The sequence below is a fragment of the Pseudomonas sp. ML2-2023-6 genome, assembly GCF_037055265.1.
In the GTDB taxonomy this organism is placed as follows: domain Bacteria; phylum Pseudomonadota; class Gammaproteobacteria; order Pseudomonadales; family Pseudomonadaceae; genus Aquipseudomonas; species Aquipseudomonas kulmbachensis.
Window position 1 is genome coordinate 4826824 of record NZ_CP146347.1, and the last position, 20960, is coordinate 4847783.

17 protein-coding genes are annotated in these 20960 nt (G+C 59.2%); 14 read left to right on the plus strand and 3 right to left on the minus strand.

The window, feature by feature from the left end:
* The first annotated feature begins 385 nt into the window (after positions 1-385).
* From map to dapC, 3 genes are read left to right on the plus strand one after another with little or no spacing between them, the layout of a single operon-like run.
* Positions 386-1213, plus strand: a complete 828-nt coding sequence (gene map, locus V6L79_RS22410) for a type I methionyl aminopeptidase (RefSeq protein WP_321836536.1) — start codon at positions 386-388, stop codon at positions 1211-1213.
* Between the two features lie 58 nt (positions 1214-1271).
* The gene (locus V6L79_RS22415; protein ID WP_261739453.1) at positions 1272-3974 is read left to right on the plus strand and encodes a [protein-PII] uridylyltransferase; all 2703 of its coding nucleotides are present in this window, start codon (positions 1272-1274) and stop codon (positions 3972-3974) included.
* A gap of 26 nt (positions 3975-4000) precedes the next feature.
* Entirely contained in the window at positions 4001-5200 is a 1200-nt protein-coding gene (gene dapC / locus V6L79_RS22420) for a succinyldiaminopimelate transaminase (protein WP_261739454.1), read from the plus strand.
* A 175-nt stretch (positions 5201-5375) separates the two neighbouring features.
* Here dapC and V6L79_RS22425 read toward each other — a convergent pair whose 3' ends face one another.
* Positions 5376-7016, minus strand: a complete 1641-nt coding sequence (locus V6L79_RS22425; protein WP_261739455.1) for a Na+/H+ antiporter — start codon at positions 7014-7016, stop codon at positions 5376-5378.
* A 229-nt stretch (positions 7017-7245) separates the two neighbouring features.
* On the opposite strand from V6L79_RS22425, the gene V6L79_RS22430 reads away from it, so the two are divergent.
* From V6L79_RS22430 to V6L79_RS22445, 4 genes are read left to right on the plus strand one after another with little or no spacing between them, the layout of a single operon-like run.
* Positions 7246-7608, plus strand: coding sequence for an ArsC family reductase (locus V6L79_RS22430; RefSeq protein ID WP_321834373.1), 363 nt, complete (start codon positions 7246-7248; stop codon positions 7606-7608).
* Positions 7609-7643: 35 nt separating this feature from the next.
* Positions 7644-8678, plus strand: coding sequence for a 2,3,4,5-tetrahydropyridine-2,6-dicarboxylate N-succinyltransferase (gene dapD, locus V6L79_RS22435; RefSeq protein WP_321834375.1), 1035 nt, complete (start codon positions 7644-7646; stop codon positions 8676-8678).
* A 57-nt stretch (positions 8679-8735) separates the two neighbouring features.
* Positions 8736-9941 carry a cysteine desulfurase gene (locus tag V6L79_RS22440; protein ID WP_321834377.1) on the plus strand — a complete coding sequence of 402 codons (1206 nt, stop codon included), beginning with the start codon at positions 8736-8738 and terminating at the stop codon, positions 9939-9941.
* Entirely contained in the window at positions 9938-10342 is a 405-nt protein-coding gene (locus V6L79_RS22445) for a SufE family protein (protein ID WP_321834378.1), read from the plus strand. The genes V6L79_RS22440 and V6L79_RS22445 overlap by 4 nt, the downstream gene beginning before the upstream one ends.
* 121 nt (positions 10343-10463) lie before the next feature.
* Here V6L79_RS22445 and tcdA read toward each other — a convergent pair whose 3' ends face one another.
* A complete protein-coding gene (tcdA, locus tag V6L79_RS22450; protein WP_338579534.1) occupies positions 10464-11282 on the minus strand; it encodes a tRNA cyclic N6-threonylcarbamoyladenosine(37) synthase TcdA in 819 nt (272 codons plus the stop codon).
* 276 nt (positions 11283-11558) lie between these two features.
* On the opposite strand from tcdA, the gene V6L79_RS22455 reads away from it, so the two are divergent.
* The 4 genes from V6L79_RS22455 (at position 11559) to V6L79_RS22470 (ending at position 16676) form a co-directional block, all read left to right on the plus strand.
* Positions 11559-14150 carry a glycosyltransferase gene (locus V6L79_RS22455; RefSeq protein ID WP_261739460.1) on the plus strand — a complete coding sequence of 864 codons (2592 nt, stop codon included), beginning with the start codon at positions 11559-11561 and terminating at the stop codon, positions 14148-14150.
* A 107-nt stretch (positions 14151-14257) separates the two neighbouring features.
* Entirely contained in the window at positions 14258-15409 is a 1152-nt protein-coding gene (dapE, locus tag V6L79_RS22460) for a succinyl-diaminopimelate desuccinylase (RefSeq protein ID WP_261739461.1), read from the plus strand.
* Positions 15409-16218 carry a putative RNA methyltransferase gene (locus tag V6L79_RS22465; RefSeq protein ID WP_261739462.1) on the plus strand — a complete coding sequence of 270 codons (810 nt, stop codon included), beginning with the start codon at positions 15409-15411 and terminating at the stop codon, positions 16216-16218. Before dapE ends, V6L79_RS22465 begins: the two co-directional genes overlap by 1 nt.
* 80 nt (positions 16219-16298) lie before the next feature.
* Complete coding sequence (locus V6L79_RS22470; protein WP_261739463.1) at positions 16299-16676, plus strand: hypothetical protein; 378 nt, start codon at positions 16299-16301, stop codon at positions 16674-16676.
* 160 nt (positions 16677-16836) lie between these two features.
* Here V6L79_RS22470 and V6L79_RS22475 read toward each other — a convergent pair whose 3' ends face one another.
* On the minus strand, positions 16837-17046 hold the full coding sequence (locus V6L79_RS22475; protein WP_261739464.1) for a cold-shock protein: 210 nt from the start codon (positions 17044-17046) through the stop codon (positions 16837-16839).
* Positions 17047-17286: 240 nt separating this feature from the next.
* Here V6L79_RS22475 and plsB point away from each other — a divergent pair, with 240 nt between their 5' ends.
* The 3 genes from plsB to V6L79_RS22490 are packed head-to-tail and all read left to right on the plus strand — an operon-like array spanning position 17287 to position 20913.
* Positions 17287-19797 carry a glycerol-3-phosphate 1-O-acyltransferase PlsB gene (gene plsB, locus V6L79_RS22480; RefSeq protein ID WP_261739465.1) on the plus strand — a complete coding sequence of 837 codons (2511 nt, stop codon included), beginning with the start codon at positions 17287-17289 and terminating at the stop codon, positions 19795-19797.
* 12 nt (positions 19798-19809) lie between these two features.
* The gene (locus V6L79_RS22485; RefSeq protein ID WP_261739466.1) at positions 19810-20208 is read left to right on the plus strand and encodes a YbaY family lipoprotein; all 399 of its coding nucleotides are present in this window, start codon (positions 19810-19812) and stop codon (positions 20206-20208) included.
* Between the two features lie 15 nt (positions 20209-20223).
* Complete coding sequence (locus tag V6L79_RS22490; RefSeq protein WP_261739467.1) at positions 20224-20913, plus strand: DUF4197 domain-containing protein; 690 nt, start codon at positions 20224-20226, stop codon at positions 20911-20913.
* Positions 20914-20960 lie beyond the last annotated feature (47 nt).

Below are 20960 nucleotides of genomic sequence, written 5' to 3' on the forward strand. Positions count from 1 at the left end.
ACCCAAAAAGGCCTTGCCCCAGCGTACGGCCCTCGCTTCGCTCAGGTGCCCCTCACTCCGGTCCCGCTCCGTGGGCACGCCGTGACGGGCCATCCTTGGCCCGGCACGGCTCTCCCGGCATCCATGCCGGTCAACCCACTGCGCAGAACCTCCATTCGGCCTCCCGAAGGGGCAGGTAGATCAAAAGCCAAGTCAAAAACAGATCAAAAACAGATCAAATGCAGATCAAAAGATGGATCATTAACCGCCACCTTTTTTGCGCAGGCCTTCGAATAGAGCCAGAATGCTCCACTCTATTAATAGAAGCGATGGCGCTTGGCTCATGATTCACGCCGGCCGTCTGTTAGAATCGCGTTTTCATGACGGTGTGCAGCTATAACAGCACATCCGCAATCCTGATGATGAGCGCCAACGCGCGAAGAGAGCCCGAATGACCGTCACCCTCAAAACCCCCGAGGACATCGCAAAAATGCGTGTCGCCGGCAAACTGGCCGCCGAAGTCCTGGAAATGATCGCCGAGCACGTCAAGCCAGGCGTTACTACTGAAGAGCTGGACCGCATCTGCCACGACTATATCGTCAATGTGCAAGAGGCCATCCCTGCTCCGCTCAATTACAAAGGCTTCCCCAAGTCGATCTGCACCTCGATCAACCATGTGGTGTGCCACGGCATCCCGGGTGACAAGGTCCTGAAAGATGGCGATACCCTGAACATCGATGTGACCGTGATCAAGGATGGCTATCACGGCGACACCAGCCGCATGTTCCACGTCGGCAAGGTTCCAGTCTGGGCCGAACGCCTGTCGCAAGTGACACAGGAATGCATGTACAAGGCCATCGAAATCGTCAAACCGGGCTGCCGCCTGGGCGATATCGGCGAAGTGATCCAAAAGCACGCTGAAAAGAACGGCTTCTCGGTAGTGCGCGAGTTCTGCGGCCACGGTATCGGCAAGGTGTTCCACGAAGAGCCGCAAATCCTGCACTACGGTCGCGCAGGCACCGGCATGGAGCTCAAGGCAGGCATGACATTCACCATCGAGCCGATGATCAACCAGGGCAAGGCCGACACCAAGGTGCTGGGCGACGGTTGGACCGCAATTACCAAAGACCGCAAGCTGTCTGCACAGTGGGAGCACACCCTGCTGGTGACCGAGACCGGCTACGAGATCTTCACCCTGCGCAGCGATGACACCATCCCACGCGTTTCGGCCTGATACTTGCCTGTTTTCACCGTTTGAACAGAAACAAATCCCACGACAGGAATGCCAATCGATGCCGCAGGTGGATCCAGAACTTTTTGACCGTGGCCAGTTCCAGGCCGAACTGGCATTAAAGGCAAGCCCCATTGCCGCTTTCAAAAAGGCGATCCGCCAGGCACGCGAGGTGCTCGACGAACGCTTCAAAAGGGGGCGCGATATTCGCCGCTTGATCGAAGATCGTGCATGGTTCGTCGATAACATCCTGCAACAGGCCTGGGATCAGTTCAGCTGGAGCGACCAGGCCGACATTGCTCTGGTCGCCGTCGGCGGCTACGGCCGTGGCGAGTTGCACCCCTACTCCGACATCGATCTGCTGATCCTGCTGGACAACGCCGATCACGAAGTTTTCCGCGACTCCATTGAACGCTTTCTGACACTCCTTTGGGACATTGGCCTGGAAGTAGGTCAGAGCGTGCGCTCAGTGGAGGAATGCGCCGAGCAGGCCCGCGCCGACCTGACCATCATCACCAACCTGATGGAAAGCCGTACCGTGGCAGGCCCCGAGCATTTGCGCCAACGCATGCTGGATGTCACCAGCACCGCGCATATGTGGCCCAGCAAGGACTTTTTCCTGGCCAAGCGCGCAGAGCAAAAAGCCCGTCACCACAAGTACAACGACACCGAATACAACCTGGAGCCCAACGTCAAAGGCTCGCCTGGCGGCCTGCGCGATATCCAGACCCTTTTGTGGGTAGCCCGTCGCCAGTACGGGACCCTGAATCTGCGCGCCCTGGCAGGCGAAGGCTTTCTGGTGGAAAGCGAACACGCCCTGCTCGCCTCTTCCCAGGAGTTCCTATGGAAGGTGCGCTACGCCCTGCACATGCTCGCAGGCCGCTCTGAAGACCGCCTGCTGTTTGATCATCAGCGCAGCATCGGCGAACTGCTCGGTTTTACCGGCGAAGATGCCAAGCAGACCATCGAAAACTTTATGCAGCAGTACTACCGGGTGGTCATGAGCATTGCCCAGCTCAGCGACCTGATCATCCAGCACTTCGAAGAGATTATCCTCGCCCCCGAAGACGAAGCGCCGCCAACGCCGTTGAACTCACGCTTCCAGTTGCACGATGGCTATATCGAAGCCACCAGTGACTACGTGTTCAAGCGCACCCCGTTCGCCATGCTCGAAATATTCCTGCTGATGGCCCAACACCCTGAAATCAAAGGTGTACGCGCGGACACGATTCGTCTGCTACGGGAGCACCGTTATCTGATCGACGACGAATTCCGTAAAGACATTCGCAACACCAGCCTGTTTATCGAGTTGTTCAAGTGCAAGATCGGCATCCATCGCAACCTGCGCCGGATGAACCGATACGGCATTCTCGGACGCTACCTGCCAGAGTTCGGCTTTATCGTCGGACAAATGCAGCATGACCTGTTCCACATTTACACGGTCGACGCGCACACCCTGAACCTGATCAAGCACCTGCGTAAGTTGCAATACACCCAAGTGTCAGAGAAATTCCCGCTGGCCAGCAAGCTAATGGCCAAGCTGCCCAAGCCCGAGCTGATTTATCTGGCCGGGCTGTACCACGATATCGGCAAGGGCCGGCACGGCGATCACTCAGAAATTGGCGCCGTGGATGCCGAAGCGTTCTGTATTCGCCACCAGTTGCCGCAGTGGGATACCCGCCTGATTGTCTGGCTGGTGCAAAACCACCTGGTCATGTCGACCACCGCCCAGCGCAAGGACCTGTCCGATCCGCAGGTCATCCATGACTTTGCCCAGATCGTGGGCGATGAGACCCATCTCGACTACCTGTACGTACTGACCGTGGCCGACATTAACGCCACCAACCCGACGCTGTGGAACTCCTGGCGCGCCAGCCTGTTGCGCCAGCTCTACACCGAAACCAAGCGCGCCTTGCGTCGCGGCCTGGAAAACCCGGTAGACCGCGAAGAGCAAATCCGCCAGACCCAAAGTGCTGCGCTGGATACGCTGGTGCGCAACGGCAACGATCAGGATGACGTGGAGCAACTCTGGTCGCAGCTGGGCGACGACTACTTCTTGCGCCACACCTCGGCCGACGTAGCCCTGCACACCGAAGCCATCCTGCAACAACCTGCCGATGGCGGCCCCCTGGTGCTGATCAAGGAAACTACCCAGCGCGAGTTCGAGGGCGGTACGCAGATCTTCATCTATGCGCCTGACCAGCACGACTTCTTCGCCGTGACCGTGGCCGCCATGGACCAACTCAACCTGAACATCCATGACGCGCGCATCATCACGTCCAGCAGCCAGTTCACCCTCGACACCTATATCGTGCTCGACAACGACGGCGGCTCGATCGGCAACAACCCGGCGCGCATTGAAAAAATCCGCAAGGGCCTGACTGAAGCCCTGCGCAACCCGGATGACTACCCGACCATCATCCAGCGCCGCGTGCCGCGCCAGCTCAAGCACTTTGCATTCGCCCCCCAGGTGACGATCCACAACGACGCCCAGCGCCCGGTCACCGTACTGGAGCTCAGCGCCCCTGACCGCCCGGGCCTGCTGGCGCGGATCGGAATGATCTTCCTGGAGTTCGACCTGTCACTGCAAAATGCCAAGATCGCCACTTTGGGAGAGCGGGTCGAAGACGTATTTTTCATTACCGACGCACACAACCAGCCGCTGTCAGACCCGCAGTTATGCATGCGCTTGCAGGACGCCATCGTTGAACAACTGACGGTCAACCAAGACTCAACCCCAGAACCGTGGCGCCTGAGCATCTAACCGCCGCCGAGTGAGACCCGCACCCCATGAACAACGCTCTAAAACAGCTACAGCCTTACCCGTTCGAGAAACTGCGCGCCCTGCTTGGCAGCGTGCAGCCCAACGCCGACAAACGCCCGATTGCGCTGTCGATTGGCGAACCGAAACACCGCTCACCGGACTTCGTGGCCAAGGCGCTGGCTGACAACCTCGACCAGATGGCGGTCTACCCGACCACATTGGGCATCCCGGCGCTGCGTGAAGCCATCGCTGGCTGGGCCGAGCGTCGCTTCAACGTACCAAAAGGCTGGCTCGATCCGGCGCGCAACATCCTGCCGGTCAACGGCACCCGTGAAGCCTTGTTCGCCTTCACCCAAACCGTGGTCAACCGTGGCGACGATGCTCTGGTCGTCAGCCCGAACCCGTTCTACCAGATCTATGAAGGCGCAGCCTTCCTTGCAGGCGCCCAGCCGCACTACCTGCCCTGCCTGGCCGAACATGGTTTCAACCCGGATTTCGACGCTGTTACGCCCGACATTTGGAAGCGCTGCCAGATCCTGTTCCTGTGCTCGCCGGGCAACCCTACCGGTGCACTGATCCCGCTCGACACCTTGAAAAAACTGATCGCACTGGCCGACGAATACGACTTCGTGATCGCTGCCGACGAATGCTACAGCGAGCTGTACTTCGACGAGCAAACGCCGCCGGTTGGCCTGCTCAGCGCTTGCGTGGCACTGGGCCGCGAAGATTTCAAACGTTGTGTGGTGTTCCACAGCCTGTCCAAGCGCTCGAACCTGCCAGGCTTGCGTTCTGGGTTCGTGGCGGGCGATGCAGAGATCCTCAAGGCATTTCTGCTGTATCGCACCTACCACGGCTGCGCCATGCCGGTTCAGACCCAACTGGCCAGCATTGCCGCCTGGAACGACGAAGCTCACGTGCGTACCAACCGTGACCTGTATCGCGAGAAGTTCGATGCGGTGCTGGAGATTCTGGCCCCGGTACTGGATGTACAGCGACCGGATGGCGGTTTTTACCTGTGGCCCAAGGTTGAAGGCGACGACGCCGAATTCTGCCGCGACCTGTTCGCAGAAGAGCATGTGACCGTGGTTCCGGGTTCATACCTGTCCCGCGAAGTCGACGGCTTCAACCCCGGCGCAGGCCGCGTGCGCATGGCACTGGTTGCACCACTGGCTGAATGCGTGGAAGCCGCCGAGCGCATCCGCGACTTTATCCAGCGCCGCCGCTAACCCCTCGCGACCCTGTAGCAGCTGCCGAAGGAACGAGGCTGCGTCCGGCGGCGCAGCCGCCGTAAGTCCGGCAAATGCGGTTTATCAGTGACATCCGCATATGCCTGATTTACGACCGCTGCGCGCTCGAACGCAGCCTTCGTTCCTCGGCAGCTGCTACGGTTTTATCAAGCCGTTACTTCACCGCCCCAAGATTCGCCTCGCTCAAGTCCAGATCCTTGAGAATCTCACCCAACGCGTCATCGCCGATTTCGTGATGCCGACGCAAGCTGTACAGCTCCAGCCGCTGTGCCCGCAGCGCCTTGAGACGCAATCGGCTTTCCAACTGGTCCATCTGCGTAGCCAGTGCCTGCGCCTCTGCCGAGTCGTTGTACACCGCCAGCTGATGGCGGTATTCCGACATGATCCGCGCCTTCAGTTCCGCCGCCAGGGCTGCCTGTGCTGCATCCTGCGGCCCGTCGACCACATCTTCAGCCTCCAGCGCGTGAATTGCAGCTTCTGCCGTACGCCGCCAGGCCTCGCGCACCTCATTGCGCATCGCATCGTCCGGGCCTTTCTGGATGCCGCGTAACAACAAGGGCAGCGCAATACAGGCCGCCACCAGCGACAGCAAGATCACCCCCGCCGCAATGAAGATCAGCAGGTCACGCTCAGGAAAATCCAATCCCTCGTTCAGCAACAGCGGTATCGACATCACCCCCGCCAGCGTCACTGCCCCGCGCACCCCGCCTACGGTCAGCAGCCAGCAGGAGCGTGCGGTCGGCACCATTGTCAGCTCGCCCTTACCGCGCCAGCGACGCAACAGGCCGGACAGGCGCCAGATGCTCTGCACCCAGATAAAACGCAGCGCCAACAACACCAGAAAAATCGCGACTACGTCCAGACAGCGGTACATCAAAGCCGGCCACAGGGTTGGTTCAAGGTGGACTACGGCTTTGATGATGTCCGGCAGTTGCAGGCCCAGCAACAAGAAGATCAGACCGTTAAACGCAAACTCCAGCAGCGACCACACACTGCGATTAAGCAACCGGGTGCTGGTCTGACGCGGCAGCAAGTCCAGCCAGCTCTGCATCATGCCTGCGGCTACGGCCGACAAAATCCCCGACGCCCCCAAACGTTCAGCCAACACATAGGCGGCAAAGGGCAGCAGCAACATGAACACCACATGAGTCGCCGGGTCATCCCAGCCACGGGCGATCATCCACGAACGCAAGCGCCCCACCAACCAGCTCAAGGCCACGCCGATGGCCAGCCCACCGCAAGCCACCAGGACAAAAGTCAGGCTGGCGTTGGCCAAGGAAAACACCCCGGTAATGGCCGCTACCAGTGCGAACTTGAACGTCACCAGACCCGTTGCGTCATTCATCAACGCCTCGCCTTGAAGCATATGCATCAAGGGCGCTGGCAACCGGTTTTGGGCGATGGCCGACACCGCTACCGCATCGGTGGGCGACAACACCGCAGCCAGGGCAAACGCCACAGGCAACGGAATGGTCGGCAGCAACCAGTGAATGAAATAACCGGCACCCACTACCGTAAACAGCACCAGGCCTACGGCCAGCGTCAGAATCGGCCCACGCAGGCGCCAGAACTCACGTTTTGGCATGCGCCAGCCATCCGAGAACAGCAACGGCGGCAAGAACAGAAACAGAAACAATTCAGGGTCCAGAGCCACATGCAGGCCCAGAGTCGGCCAGGCCAACACGGCACCTGCAGCTATCTGCACCAACGGCAAAGGCAAGGGAATCAAGCGCCCCAACAGACGCGAGACACTCACCAGCATTAGCAGGATGAGTACGGTATAGGCGGTTTGCATATCTACAAGGTTCCCAAACTTTCAGCTTCCACTAGACACAGCTAGCAACATTTTTGCATTGCAGGTCATAGTAGCCGCTAGCGACAAATCTTGAGTCTGAACATAAGTCGCAGTGCGACGACATGTCACAAGAGCGTGCGATGCTCAAGCCATCCACGCCCAAGCACGCGACCCATGGCATAATCCTCGACTGCTCATTTACAGCATCTCCAAAGGAGGGGCAATTTCCGTGAACGATTCAAGCAAGACGTTGCACCTTTTCGGCATCAAAGCCTGCGATACCATGAAAAAGGCTCGCACCTGGCTGGATGAACATGCAGTGCGCTACGACTTCCATGACTACAAAAGCAGCGGCATTGACCGTGAACACCTGACCCAGTGGTGCAACGAGCACGGCTGGCAAGTGGTGCTCAATCGCGCCGGTACAACCTTTCGCAAGCTCGACGACGAACGCAAAGCCGATCTCGACCAAGCCAAAGCCATTGAACTGATGCTCGCCCAACCCTCGATGATCAAGCGCCCGGTGCTGGATCTCGGGGACAAAACCCTGATTGGCTTCAAGCCTGATCTTTATGCGGCGGCGCTTCTTTAAACGACCGCCCATTTATTTTTGTAAGAGGTAATTGCATGTCTACTACCCTGTTCAGCGCAGCCTTCGGCGTCGGCACACAAAACCGTCAAGGCGCATGGCTGGAAGTGTTCTACGCACAACCCCTGATCAATCCATCGGTCGAGCTGATCGCAGCCGTAGCCCCAATCCTGGGCTACACCGGCGGCAATCAGGCAATCACCTTTACCACCGCTCAAGCCGCACAAATGGCTGAAGCCGTTAAGCCGCTCGACGCTGCTCAAGCGGCCCTGCTGACCCGTCTGGCCGAAAGCCACAAGCCACTGGTCGCAACCCTGCTGGCCGAAGACGCCACCCTGACCTCCACGCCTGAGGCTTACCTCAAGCTGCACTTGCTGTCCCATCGCCTGGTCAAGCCGCATGGCCTGAACCTGGCCGGTGTGTTCCCGCTGCTGCCAAACGTGGCATGGACCACCCAAGGCGCCATCGACCTGGGCGAGCTGGCAGAGCGTCAACTCGAAGCGCGCCTGCGTGGCGAACTGCTGGAAGTGTTCTCGGTCGACAAGTTCCCGAAAATGACCGACTACGTGGTTCCGGCTGGCGTGCGTATCGCTGACGCGGCACGTATTCGCCTGGGCGCTTACGTTGGCGAAGGCACCACCGTGATGCACGAAGGTTTCGTCAACTTCAACGCGGGCACCGAAGGCCCGGGCATGATCGAAGGTCGTGTCTCGGCTGGCGTATTCGTCGGCAAGGGTTCGGACCTGGGCGGCGGCTGCTCGACCATGGGTACTTTGTCGGGCGGTGGCAACATCGTGATCAAGGTTGGCGAAGGCTGCCTGATCGGCGCCAACGCCGGTATCGGTATCCCGTTGGGCGACCGCAACACCGTCGAGTCCGGCCTGTACCTGACCGCTGGCACCAAAGTGGCCCTGCTGGATGAAAACAACCAACTGGTCAAAGTGCTCAAAGCCCGTGATCTGGCCGGCCAGCCTGACCTGCTGTTCCGTCGCAACTCGCAAACTGGCGCTGTGGAATGCAAAACCCACAAGTCGGCCATCGAGCTGAACGAAGCACTGCACGCTCACAACTAAGCGTTTATCTGCAACTGACGGGGCCAGTCTCTGGCTTCGTCGACAGAGCCCCACACCATGCTTTTGCCTTCTCCTTGGCGCGCTGACTTCCCTGCCATCGCCGCCTTGCAACGTCAGGACCAGACCTATCTGGACAACGCTGCAACCACACAAAAACCCCAAGCCCTGCTCGACGCACTGACGCATTACTACGCCAATGGCGCAGCCAATGTGCACCGGGCCCAGCATTTGCCGGGTGCCCACGCGACTCAGGCATTTGAAAACACCCGCCACAAAGTGACGCAATGGCTCAATGCTGGCGAGTGCGGGCAAATTGTTTTCACCCACGGCGCCACCTCGGCGCTGAACCTTCTGGCCTATGGCCTGGAGCACCAATTCAATCCGGGCGATGAAATTGTTATCAGCGCTCTGGAACACCACGCCAACCTGCTGCCGTGGCAACAGCTTGCACAGCGCAAAAAACTGACTCTGGTGGTATTGCCTCTGGATGCCGACGGCGTGATCGACCTCGATGCCGCGGCACGCCTGATCACCCCGCGTACCCGCCTGCTGGCCGTGAGCCAACTGTCCAACGTGCTCGGCGTGTGGCAACCCCTGCCCGCGTTGCTGGCAATGGCCAAGGCCCACGATGCACTGACAGTGGTCGATGGCGCACAGGGCGTCGTGCATGGTCGCCATGACGTGCAAGTGCTGGGCTGCGACTTCTATGTGTTTTCCAGCCACAAGCTCTACGGCCCCGACGGGCTGGGTGTACTGTTCGGTCGCCACGAAGCACTGGCCCGCCTGCAGCACTGGCAGTTTGGTGGTGAGATGGTGCAAGACGCCGACTACCAGCACGCCACATTTCGTCCGGCACCGCTGGGCTTTGAAGCGGGCACCCCGCCGATTGCCAGCGTGATTGCGCTGGGCGCCACCCTCAACTATTTGGCCAACCTTGATCAGACAGCGGTTGAGGCCCACGAAGCGGCACTGCATGCGCTACTGGTCGAAGGTTTGAAACAGCGTCAGGGCATTCGCCTGCTGGGGTCGCCGCAACTGGCGCTGGTCAGCTTCGTGGTCGAGGGCGTGCACAACGCCGACCTGGCGCACTTGCTGACCGAACAGGGGATTGCCGTACGCGCCGGGCACCACTGCGCCATGCCACTGCTGAAAGGTTTTGGTCTGGCAGGTGCCATCCGTGTCTCGCTGGCGCTGTACAACGATTCTGAAGACCTCGAGCGTTTCTTCGTCGCGCTCGATCAGGCGCTGGAGCTACTGCAATGACCCTGCCCGCCGACGCACAGGCTGCACTCGATAGTTTTGAGCACTGCTCCGGCTGGGAGCAGCGTGCACGCCTGCTGATGCAATGGGGCCAGCGTTTGCCGGAACTGAACGATGCCGACAAAACCGAAGCCAATCGCGTGCATGGCTGTGAAAGCCTGATGTGGCTGGTGGGTGAGCAAGTAGATGGCCATTGGCAATTTGCTGCCAGCAGCGAGGCGCGACTGATTCGCGGGTTGGTGGCGTTGCTGTTGGCGCGGGTGAACGGGTTATCGACGCAAGCGCTGCAGCAGGTCGACCTGCCCGAGTGGTTCAATCAGTTGGGCCTGAGCCGCCAACTGTCGCCGTCGCGCAGCAATGGCTTGAACGCCGTACTGGTGCGAATGCGGGAACTGGCAGGCTAGCCATTGCCGCCCTCTGTGGGAGCGGGCTTGCTCGCGATGCGGGCGATTCGGTTCATCTGAAAAACCGCGCCGATACTATCGCGAGCAAGCCCGCTCCCACAGGTCAGGTCCGAGGCGAGCCTTATTCCTGTGGTGCAAGCTTCACCCGCTCCGAAGGCCGCCTGACCCCTGCCACGATCTTGTCCACTGCCTTGGTGGCCGCCACCATACCGAAAGTCGCCGTCACCATCATCACCGCGCCAAAACCACCTGCGCAATCCAGCTTCACCCCATCGCCGACGAAACTCTTCTGCAAGCAGATGCTGCCATCAGGCTTGGGATAGCGCAGCTGCTCGGTGGAGAACACGCATGGCACGCTGTAATGGCGGGTCATGGTGCGAGAAAAACCGTAATCGCGGCGCAAGGTCGAACGCACTTTCGAGGCCAGCGGGTCATTGAACGTACGGTTCAAGTCGCAAACCTGAATCAACGTCGGGTCGATTTGCCCGCCCGCGCCGCCAGTTGTGATGATCTGAATCTTGCGGCGCTTGCACCAGGCAATCAGTGCGGCCTTGGCATTCACGCTGTCGATGCAGTCGATCACACAATCAATATTGGGGGTGATGTACTCGGCCATGGTTTCGCGCGTTACGAAATCCGCCACTTCGTGGACCACACAATCCGGGTTGATCTGACGCAGACGCTCGGCCATGACTTCGACCTTGTCCCGACCAACGGTCGTGCTCAAGGCGTGCAACTGCCGATTGCTGTTGCTGACGCAAACATCATCCAGGTCAAACAGCGAAATTTCGCCGACGCCGCATCGCGCAATCGCTTCTGCCGCCCACGACCCGACACCGCCCACACCGACGATCGCCACATGCGCCGCCTTCAGTCGCTCAAGGCCTTCCAGCCCATATAACCGGGCTACACCGGCAAAACGTGGATCTTCTGTACTCATGACCAACACCCCAAAAACCGGCGCGCATTATAGGGGGCTTACATTGCATTGAGTATCTTTCCTACAGGCTAGGCGACCAAGCCTGCTTTAATAGCCTGCTGAGTAGAGAGATAAGAGCTACAAGTAATAAAGAAAGAACTTAAGTCGGCTGCAACTGCCAAATGCCAGACCCAATTCCGTCAGCTATACGATGGGTCAGAGCACAGTGTAGGATGCGCGCCGTTTGGCACCCGCCGAGCGATCTTCGTTCCACTCCCTTTGGAACCCGAAATAGTTATGTCATCGCGTAAATTTGGACTCAACCTGGTGGTGGTATTGGCCATCGCCGCCCTGTTCACAGGCTTCTGGGCGCTGATTAATCGCCCGGTTTCTGCACCGAACTGGCCCGAGCAAATCTCCGGCTTTTCGTACTCGCCGTTCCAGCAAGGCCAGTACCCGCAGAAAGACCAATACCCGACCGACGATGAAATGCGTCGCGATCTGGAAATCATGAGCAAGCTGACCGACAACATTCGGACCTACTCGGTCGACGGCACCTTGGGTGATATCCCCAAGCTGGCGGAAGAATTCGGTTTGCGCGTGACCATCGGGATCTGGATCAGCCCTGATCTGGAGCGCAACGAACGCGAAATCCAGAGAGCCATCGAACTGGCCAATAACTCGCGCAGCGTGGTGCGGGTTGTGGTGGGTAACGAAGCCCTGTTCCGCGAAGAAATCACCCCTGAAGACCTGATCGTGTTGCTGGATCGGGTTCGCGCTGCAGTCAAGGTACCGGTCACTACGTCCGAGCAATGGCATATCTGGGAGAAATACCCGCAACTGGCCAAGCACGTTGACCTGATCGCCGCGCACATTCTGCCGTACTGGGAATTTATCCCGGTGGACGAAGCGGGGCAGTTTGTACTGGACCGTGCTCGCGACCTGAAAAAGATGTTCCCGAAAAAACCACTGCTGCTGTCGGAGGTTGGCTGGCCGAGCAATGGCCGCATGCGCGGTGGCGCTGATGCCACTCCGGCCGACCAGGCGATTTACCTGCGTACACTGGTCAACACCCTGAACCGTCGCGGTTACAACTACTTTGTGATCGAAGCCTTCGACCAGCCGTGGAAGGCCAGCGATGAAGGCTCGGTGGGCGCGTACTGGGGCGTGTACAACGCTGCTCGTCAGCAAAAATTCAACTTTGAAGGCCCGGTGGTCGCGATTCCACAGTGGCGCGTGCTGGCAATTGGCTCAGTGGTCATGGGCCTGCTGTCGCTGGCACTGCTGCTGATCGACGGTTCGGCCTTGCGCCAGCGTGGCCGAACCTTCCTGACCTTTACCGCGTTCCTGTGCGGGTCGGTGCTGGTCTGGATCGGTTACGACTACAGCCAGCAATACAGCACCTGGTTTAGCCTGACCGTGGGCTTCTTGCTCGGATTGGGTGCACTCGGGGTGTTTATCGTCCTGCTTACCGAGGCCCATGAACTGGCCGAGGCGGTATGGACGCACAAACGGCGACGGGAATTTTTACCGGTCGAAGCCGACGATGCCTATCGCCCGAAAGTCTCGATCCATGTGCCGTGCTACAACGAGCCGCCGGAGATGGTCAAACAGACCCTCGACGCCCTCGCGAACCTCGACTATCCCGATTTCGAAGTGTTGATCATCGACAACAACACCAAGGACCCGGCGGTCTGGGAGCCGGTGCGCGACTACTGCGCCACCCTCGGCCCACGCTTCAAGTTCTTCCACGTCGCGCCTCTGGCTGGCTTCAAGGGCGGCGCGTTGAACTACCTGATCCCGCACACCGCGCCGGATGCCGAAGTGATCGCGGTGATCGACTCCGATTACTGCGTGGACCGCAACTGGCTCAAGCATATGGTGCCGCACTTTGCCGACCCGAAAATCGCCATCGTGCAATCGCCCCAGGACTACCGCGACCAGAACGAAAGCAAGTTCAAGAAGCTCTGCTACTCGGAATACAAGGGCTTCTTCCATATCGGTATGGTCACCCGCAACGACCGTGACGCGATCATTCAGCACGGCACCATGACCATGACCCGACGCTCCGTGCTCGAAGAGCTCGGCTGGGCGGACTGGTGCATCTGTGAAGACGCCGAGCTGGGCCTGCGCGTGTTCGAAAAAGGTTATTCAGCAGCTTATTCGCACAATAGCTACGGCAAGGGCCTGATGCCTGACACCTTTATCGACTTCAAGAAACAGCGGTTCCGCTGGGCCTACGGTGCGATTCAGATTATCAAGCGTCACACCTCCAGCCTGCTACGCGGCAAAGACACGGAACTGACCCGTGGTCAGCGCTATCACTTCCTTGCGGGCTGGTTGCCGTGGGTGGCCGATGGCATGAACATCTTCTTCACCGTGGGTGCCCTGTTGTGGTCGGCGGCAATGATTATTGTGCCGACGCGGGTCGATCCGCCGCTGCTGATTTTCGCTATCCCGCCATTGGCACTGTTTGTGTTCAAGGTTGGCAAGATCATCTTCCTGTACCGTCGTGCAGTGGGGGTTAACCTCAAGGATGCATTTGCCGCGGCTCTGGCCGGGCTGGCGTTGTCCCATACCATCGCCAAAGCGGTGCTCTACGGGTTCTTCACCACCAGCATTCCGTTCTTCCGTACACCTAAAAACGCCGATAACCACGGCTTTTGGGTCGCGATCTCGGAAGCCCGCGAAGAAGTGTTCATCATGCTGCTGCTTTGGGGCGCTGCGCTGGGGATCTTCCTGGTACAAGGCCTGCCAAGCAACGACATGCGTTTCTGGGTGGTGATGCTGCTGGTGCAATCGCTGCCGTATCTGGCGGCGTTGATCATGGCCTTTATGTCTTCGTTGCCCAAACCGGTCGAAGAAGCAGAAGAACAACCTGCTGCATAAATTGACTGCAACCACTAAACGGCGGCCTCTGGTCGCCGTTTTGCTTTAAGATAACCGCCCTTTTGTGCCGTGCCGCCCCGCACCTGTCCCGCTTCGGAGTCCATACCATGACGGCCCACGCCGACCTTTCGCCGACCCTGCAACTTGCCTGCGATCTGATCCGTCGCCCATCCGTGACGCCGATCGATGCCGACTGCCAGAAGCTGATGATGCAGCGCCTGGGCGATGCAGGCTTCAAGCTTGAGCCGATGCGCATCGAAGACGTCGACAACTTCTGGGCCACCCACGGCAAACACGAAGGCCCGGTACTGTGCTTCGCCGGTCACACCGACGTAGTGCCGACCGGCCCGGTGCAAGCCTGGCAAAACGACCCGTTTGATGCCCTGATCGATGAGCACGGCATGCTTTGTGGTCGTGGTGCTGCCGATATGAAAGGCAGCCTGGCCGCCATGCTGGTGGCTGCTGAGCGCTTCGTCGCCGACTACCCGGATCACAAGGGTTCGGTCGCATTTCTGATTACCAGCGACGAAGAAGGCCCGGCCCATCACGGCACCAAGGCGGTGATTGAGCGTTTCGCTGCCCGCAACGAACGTCTGGACTGGTGCATCGTCGGCGAACCGTCGAGCACCACGCTGGTGGGTGACGTGGTTAAAAACGGCCGGCGCGGCTCGCTGGGCGCCAAGCTCACCGTGCGCGGTGTGCAAGGCCATGTGGCCTACCCGCATCTGGCCAAGAATCCGATTCATCTCGCAGTACCCGCACTGACCGAACTGGCCGCCGAGCACTGGGACAACGGCAACACCTTTTTCCCGCCGACCAGCTTCCAGATTTCCAACCTCAACTCCGGTACTGGCGCGACCAACGTGATCCCCGGTGATCTGGTAGCGGTGTTCAACTTCCGCTTCTCGACCGAATCCACCGTTGAAGGCCTGCAAAAACGCGTGGCGGACATTCTGGACAAGCACGGTCTGGACTGGCACATCGAGTGGGCGCTGTCCGGGCTGCCATTCCTGACCGAGCCAGGCGCTCTGCTGGACGCGGTATCGTCGAGCATCAAGCAGGTGACCGGCCGCGAAACCAAAGCCTCCACCAGCGGCGGCACGTCCGACGGGCGCTTTATCGCCACCCTGGGCACGCAAGTTGTAGAGCTGGGGCCGGTCAACGCGACCATTCACCAGGTCAACGAACGGGTTCTGGCCAGCGATCTTGATGTGCTGACCGAAATCTACTACCAGACCCTGATCAAGTTGCTCGCCTGATGCTTGCCTGCCCAATCTGCTCCGAGCCGCTGCATGCGGTCGACAATGGCGTGGCCTGCCCAGCCGGGCATAGCTTTGACCGTGCCCGCCAGGGTTATTTGAACCTGCTGGCAGTGCAACACAAAAACAGCCGCGACCCTGGCGACAACCAGGCCATGGTCGAGGCCCGCCGCGACTTTCTCAACGCTGGCCATTACGCACCGGTGGCCAAACGCCTGGCGGAATTGGCAGCCGAGCGCGCACCGCAACGCTGGCTCGACATCGGCTGTGGCGAGGGTTACTACACCGCGCAAATCGCCGAGGCGCTGCCCAACGCGGATGGCTACGCGCTGGATATCTCCCGCGAAGCGGTCAAGCGCGCCTGCAAACGCAACCCGCAACTGACCTGGTTGATCGCCAGCATGGCCCGCGTGCCTATGGCCGACGCCAGTTGCCAGTTTTTGGCCAGCGTATTCAGCCCGCTGGATTGGCTCGAAGCCAAGCGCCTGCTGACCCCGGGCGGCGGTCTGATGCGTATCGGCCCAACCCGCGGGCATTTGATGCAATTGCGCGAACGGCTGTACGACGAAGTACGCGACTATGCCGACGACAAACACCTGGCCCTGGTGCCCGAAGGCATGCAGTTGCAACACAGCGAAACCCTGGAGTTCACACTCAGCTTGAGCGAACCCCAGGATCGCGCCAACCTGCTGGCCATGACCCCCCATGGCTGGCGCGCCAGCGCCGAGCGTCGGGCCCAGGTCATCGAACACCCCGAGCCTTTAGTGGTGACGGTTTCGATGCGCTACGATTACTTCGTTCTTCAATAACCAACTTTACGGTCAGGGGCATACGCCCTTGATCCGATTAATCCGCGAGTGGATTTTTCAGACCCACAGTGAGGACATCCATGCGCCAACCCGATATCGAGATTTACCTGAAAGAAGCGGTCACTTACAAAGACGTCGAAGCCTGGCTCGCGAAAGTGCTGGGCCCGTGCACGGAATGGAAAAAGAAAGGCGAAACCTGGAAGTGCACCGCAGGCGACGTACCCGTTACCTGGATGCCAAAAGCCGTCGGCAAATGGAACAGCCTGTATCTGGACAGCGATAAAACGCCGTGGGAAGACGACATCACTTGCGCCCACGCAGCCTTTAAAGCGCTGAACGTAGAAGTACGTTGCGCGCCGGGTAGCTGGGTCGAAGAACAGGGCGAGGCCGACGCCGACCGCTGGATTCGTATCAGCGAAGACGGCCAGGAAGAAATCACCTGGAAAACTGGTTCCTGAGTGCCGTAGCAGCTGCCGAAGGAACGAGGCTGCGTTCGGCGGCGAAGCCGTCGTAGAACGTGAGCGCGCAGCTTATCTGAGCCTGCGCGTGGCCTGACTTTACGACGGCTACGCCGCCGAACGCAGCCTCGTTCCTACGGCAGCTGCTACAAGGCTGGCGTTACAACCCCACTACATCCTCGGCCTGCAAGCCCTTGTCACCGGTGACCTGGGTGTATTCGACCTGCTGGCCTTCAGCCAGACTGCGATGGCCTTCACCGCGAATAGCGCGGTAATGCACAAACACATCAGCCCCGTTTTCACACTGAATAAAGCCGTAGCCCTTGGCATCGTTGAACCACTTCACATTGCCTGTTACGCGCGTTGTCATGGAACCTTTCCCCCTTTTTATTATTGATCGGGCTCGTTAATTGGCCCTTTGAGAACTATCGTTTAACGCTGATCTTTGAAGATTCGGTCTTACGCACAATCGCGAAAGAACACCGAGTATAAGTCAGGCAAAAAAACACTCAATCAATATTAGTTCGCCGCTTTTTTGCCGATTTTCCGGAGATACGGCAAACTACCCGACCGAGTAAACACTCGTTTAATCCACTAACGCAGAAGCCGTATGACCCCCTCCCCGTTCCGCCGCCTTGTATTTGGCGCCCTGCGTCGCTTGCTGTACCTGTGGGTGCGCTCGGAGACGATTAATCAGTCTTCCCTTTCCCTGAACCTGGATCGCAGCCGACCGGTGTTCTATGTGTTGCAATCGCCTTCGCTGACCGAACTGGCCGTGGTCGACACCGAATGTTCCAAGGCCGGTCTGCCGCGCCCGGTATTGCCGGTCGCCGTGGGCGAGATGATTGAGCCTGCCGCCTTCTTTTACCTGACCCCCGAGCCAGACTGGCTGGGCCGTCAGGACAAGCGCGGGGCACCGCCGGTGTTGACCCGTCTGGTCGACGGCCTGACCCACAATCCGGGCGAAGATGCGCAAATCATTCCAGTCAGCGTGTTTTGGGGCCAGTCCCCGGACAGCGAATCGAGCCCCTGGAAGCTACTGTTTGCCGACAGCTGGGCAGTGACCGGGCGCCTGCGCCGCATGCTGCGGATCCTGATACTGGGCCGCAAAACCCGCGTGCAGTTCTCGGCACCGATTCATTTGCGCGAACTGATCGACCTCAACAAAGGCCACGAACGCACCGTGCGCATGGCCCAACGCATTTTGCGGGTGCACTTTCGCAACCTGAAAACCGCCACCATCGGCCCCGATCTGTCGCACCGTCGCAACCTGGTCAAGGGCCTGGTCAACGAGCCTGCCGTGCGCCAGGCGATCCTCGATGAAGCCGAGCGCGAGAACATCTCGCCGGACAAGGCCCGAGCCCAGGCGCTGCGCTACGCCAATGAAATCGCATCCGACTACACCTACACCGCGATCCGTTTTTTCGAAGTGCTCCTGAGCTGGTTCTGGAACAAGATTTATGACGGGGTCAAGGTCAACCATATCGAGAGCGTGCAAAAGGTCGCCCAAGGCCACGAAATTATTTACGTGCCGTGCCACCGTAGCCATATCGACTACCTGCTGCTGTCCTACCTGCTGTTTCGCAATGGTCTGACCCCGCCGCATGTCGCCGCCGGGATCAACCTGAACATGCCGGTACTGGGCCGCCTGCTGCGTCGGGGCGGGGCTTTTTTCATGCGCCGCACCTTCAAGGGCAACCCGCTGTACACCTCGGTGTTCAACGAATACATGCATACCTTGTTCACCAAGGGTTTCCCGGTGGAGTACTTCGTCGAAGGCGGTCGCTCCCGCACCGGGCGCATGCTGCAACCGAAAACCGGAATGCTGGCCATCACCGTACGCAGCTTCTTGCGTTCATCGCGTACACCGATTGTGTTTGTACCGGTGTACATCGGCTACGAGCGCGTACTCGAGGGTCGTACCTACTTGGGCGAATTGCGCGGTGCGAGCAAGAAGAAAGAATCGATTTTCGATATTTTCAAAGTAATTGGCGCCCTTAAAAAACAGAAGTTCGGTCAGGTCGCGGTCAACTTTGGTGAACCGATCAAACTCGCCGAGTTTCTTGAACAAGAGCAACCGGGCTGGCGCCAGCAGGAACTGGCGCCGCTGTATCGCCCGGAATGGTTGAGCCCAACCACCAATCGCCTGGCTGAAAAGGTTGCTCAGCATTTGAATGAAGCGGCAGCCATCAACCCGGTAAACCTGGTGGCGCTGGCCCTGCTTTCCACCACCCGACTGGCACTGGACGAACAGGCTATGGCGCGGGTGCTGGATCTGTATCTGGCCCTGCTGCGCCGCGTACCCTACTCGCCGCACACCACCTTGCCCGAAGGCGACGGCCGGGCGCTGATCAACCATGTGAAAGACATGAACCTGCTCGCCGAGCAAAGCGATGCGCTGGGCAAAATCCTTTATCTGGATGAGCAGAACGCAGTCCTGATGACCTATTACCGCAACAACGTGCTGCATATTTTTGCATTGCCTTCGTTGCTGGCCAGCTTCTTCCAAAGCGCCTCGCGCATGAGCCGCGAACAGATCCTGCGCTACACCCACGCACTGTATCCGTACCTGCAATCGGAGTTGTTTATCCGCTGGTCAACGCAAGAACTCGACGGTGTGGTCGACCAGTGGCTCGAGGCTTTTGTCGAACAAGGCTTGTTGCGCTTCGAAAACGGCGTGTACCTGCGCCCGGCGCCAAGTTCGCGGCATTTTGTACTGCTGACCCTGTTGTCCAGGAGCATTGCGCAAACCCTGCAACGCTTCTACATGGCCATATCCTTGCTGCTCAACAGTGGTCAGAACACCTTGAGCGCCGAAGAACTGGAAGACTTGTGCACCATGATGGCCCAACGGCTGTCGATCCTGCACGGGCTCAACGCTCCCGAGTTTTTCGACAAGAGCCTGTTCCGCCACTTTATCCAGACATTGCTTGAAGAAGACGTACTGCGCCGCGATGCCAGCGGTAAGTTGAGCTACCACGAACTGCTCGGCGAACTGGCCGAAGGCGCCGCCAAACGTGTATTGCCGGCCGAAATTCGCTTGTCGATTCGCCAGGTTGCCTTGCACCGCAGCGAAGACCCACAAGAGCAGCCGCCGCTTTCGCTCGAAAAAACATCTTGATAGGAGCTCCCCATGAAAAAAGTACTTTTACTCAGCCTCACAGCCCTGCTCGGAGCCTGTAGTTCCATGACCTCAGCCCCGCAAGCGTCCCTCGACGGTGAAGTGTTTTACCTGCAACGTATTGCCCTGCCGCCTACGGCTACACTGGAAGTGAGCTTGCAGGATGTCTCGCTGGCCGACGCTCCGGCGGTAACGCTTGCCAAGCAAAGTGGCCAAATCAACGGTCAGGTGCCACTACCGTTCCACCTGACTTATGACCCGGCGCAGGTCAAGCCCGGCCATACCTATGCGGTGAGTGCGCGGATTGAAGAGAATGGCCAGTTGCTGTTTATCAGCACTGAGCGCAACAGCGTCGACCTGAATGCAAAAACCCTGCAACCGATCCGTTTGCGTGTGGATCAGGTTCGCTAATCAAGGAGTTACCCCATGCTGCGTCCTTCTCTACGTTTCGCGGGCCTGTGCGCAGGCCTGCTGATTTCGGCCAACGCGCTGGCGTTGTCGTTGAGCGATCTGTCGCAAAGCGATGCCACTGGCGGCCTTAAAGACGCCCTGACCCAAGGTGCGCAGATTGCGGTCAAGCAACTGGGTACCCCCGGTGGTTTCAGCAACAACCCCGAGGTCAAGATCGAGTTGCCGGGCAACCTCGGTAAAGTCGCGAAAAAGATGAAGCAATTCGGCATGGGCGCTCAGGTCGACCAACTTGAAACCAGCATGAACAAGGCCGCAGAAGCGGCCGTGCCACAAGCCCAAGTGTTGTTGGTGAATGCGGTGAAAAACATGAGCGTGGCAGATGCCAAGGGCATCCTCACCGGAGGCCAGGACTCAGCCACCCAGTACCTGAACAAAAGCAGCCGCGAACAGATCCGCGCCAAGTTCCTGCCAATCGTCAAAGCCGCCACGGACAAGGTTGGTCTGGCCCAGCAGTACAACGCATTCGCAGGGCAAGCGGCCACACTGGGTGTGGTGGACGCCAAAAGCGCCAATATCGAAAGCTACGTGACCGAAAAAGCCCTGGATGGCTTGTTCGAAATGATCGGCAAACAGGAAGAAACCATCCGCCAGAACCCGGCAGCAGCAGCTACCAGTTTGGCCAAGAAGGTGTTTGGGACGCTTTAAGAGCAACCCTAGCCCCCTCCCGGAGGGAGAGGGGACTGACCGAGTTG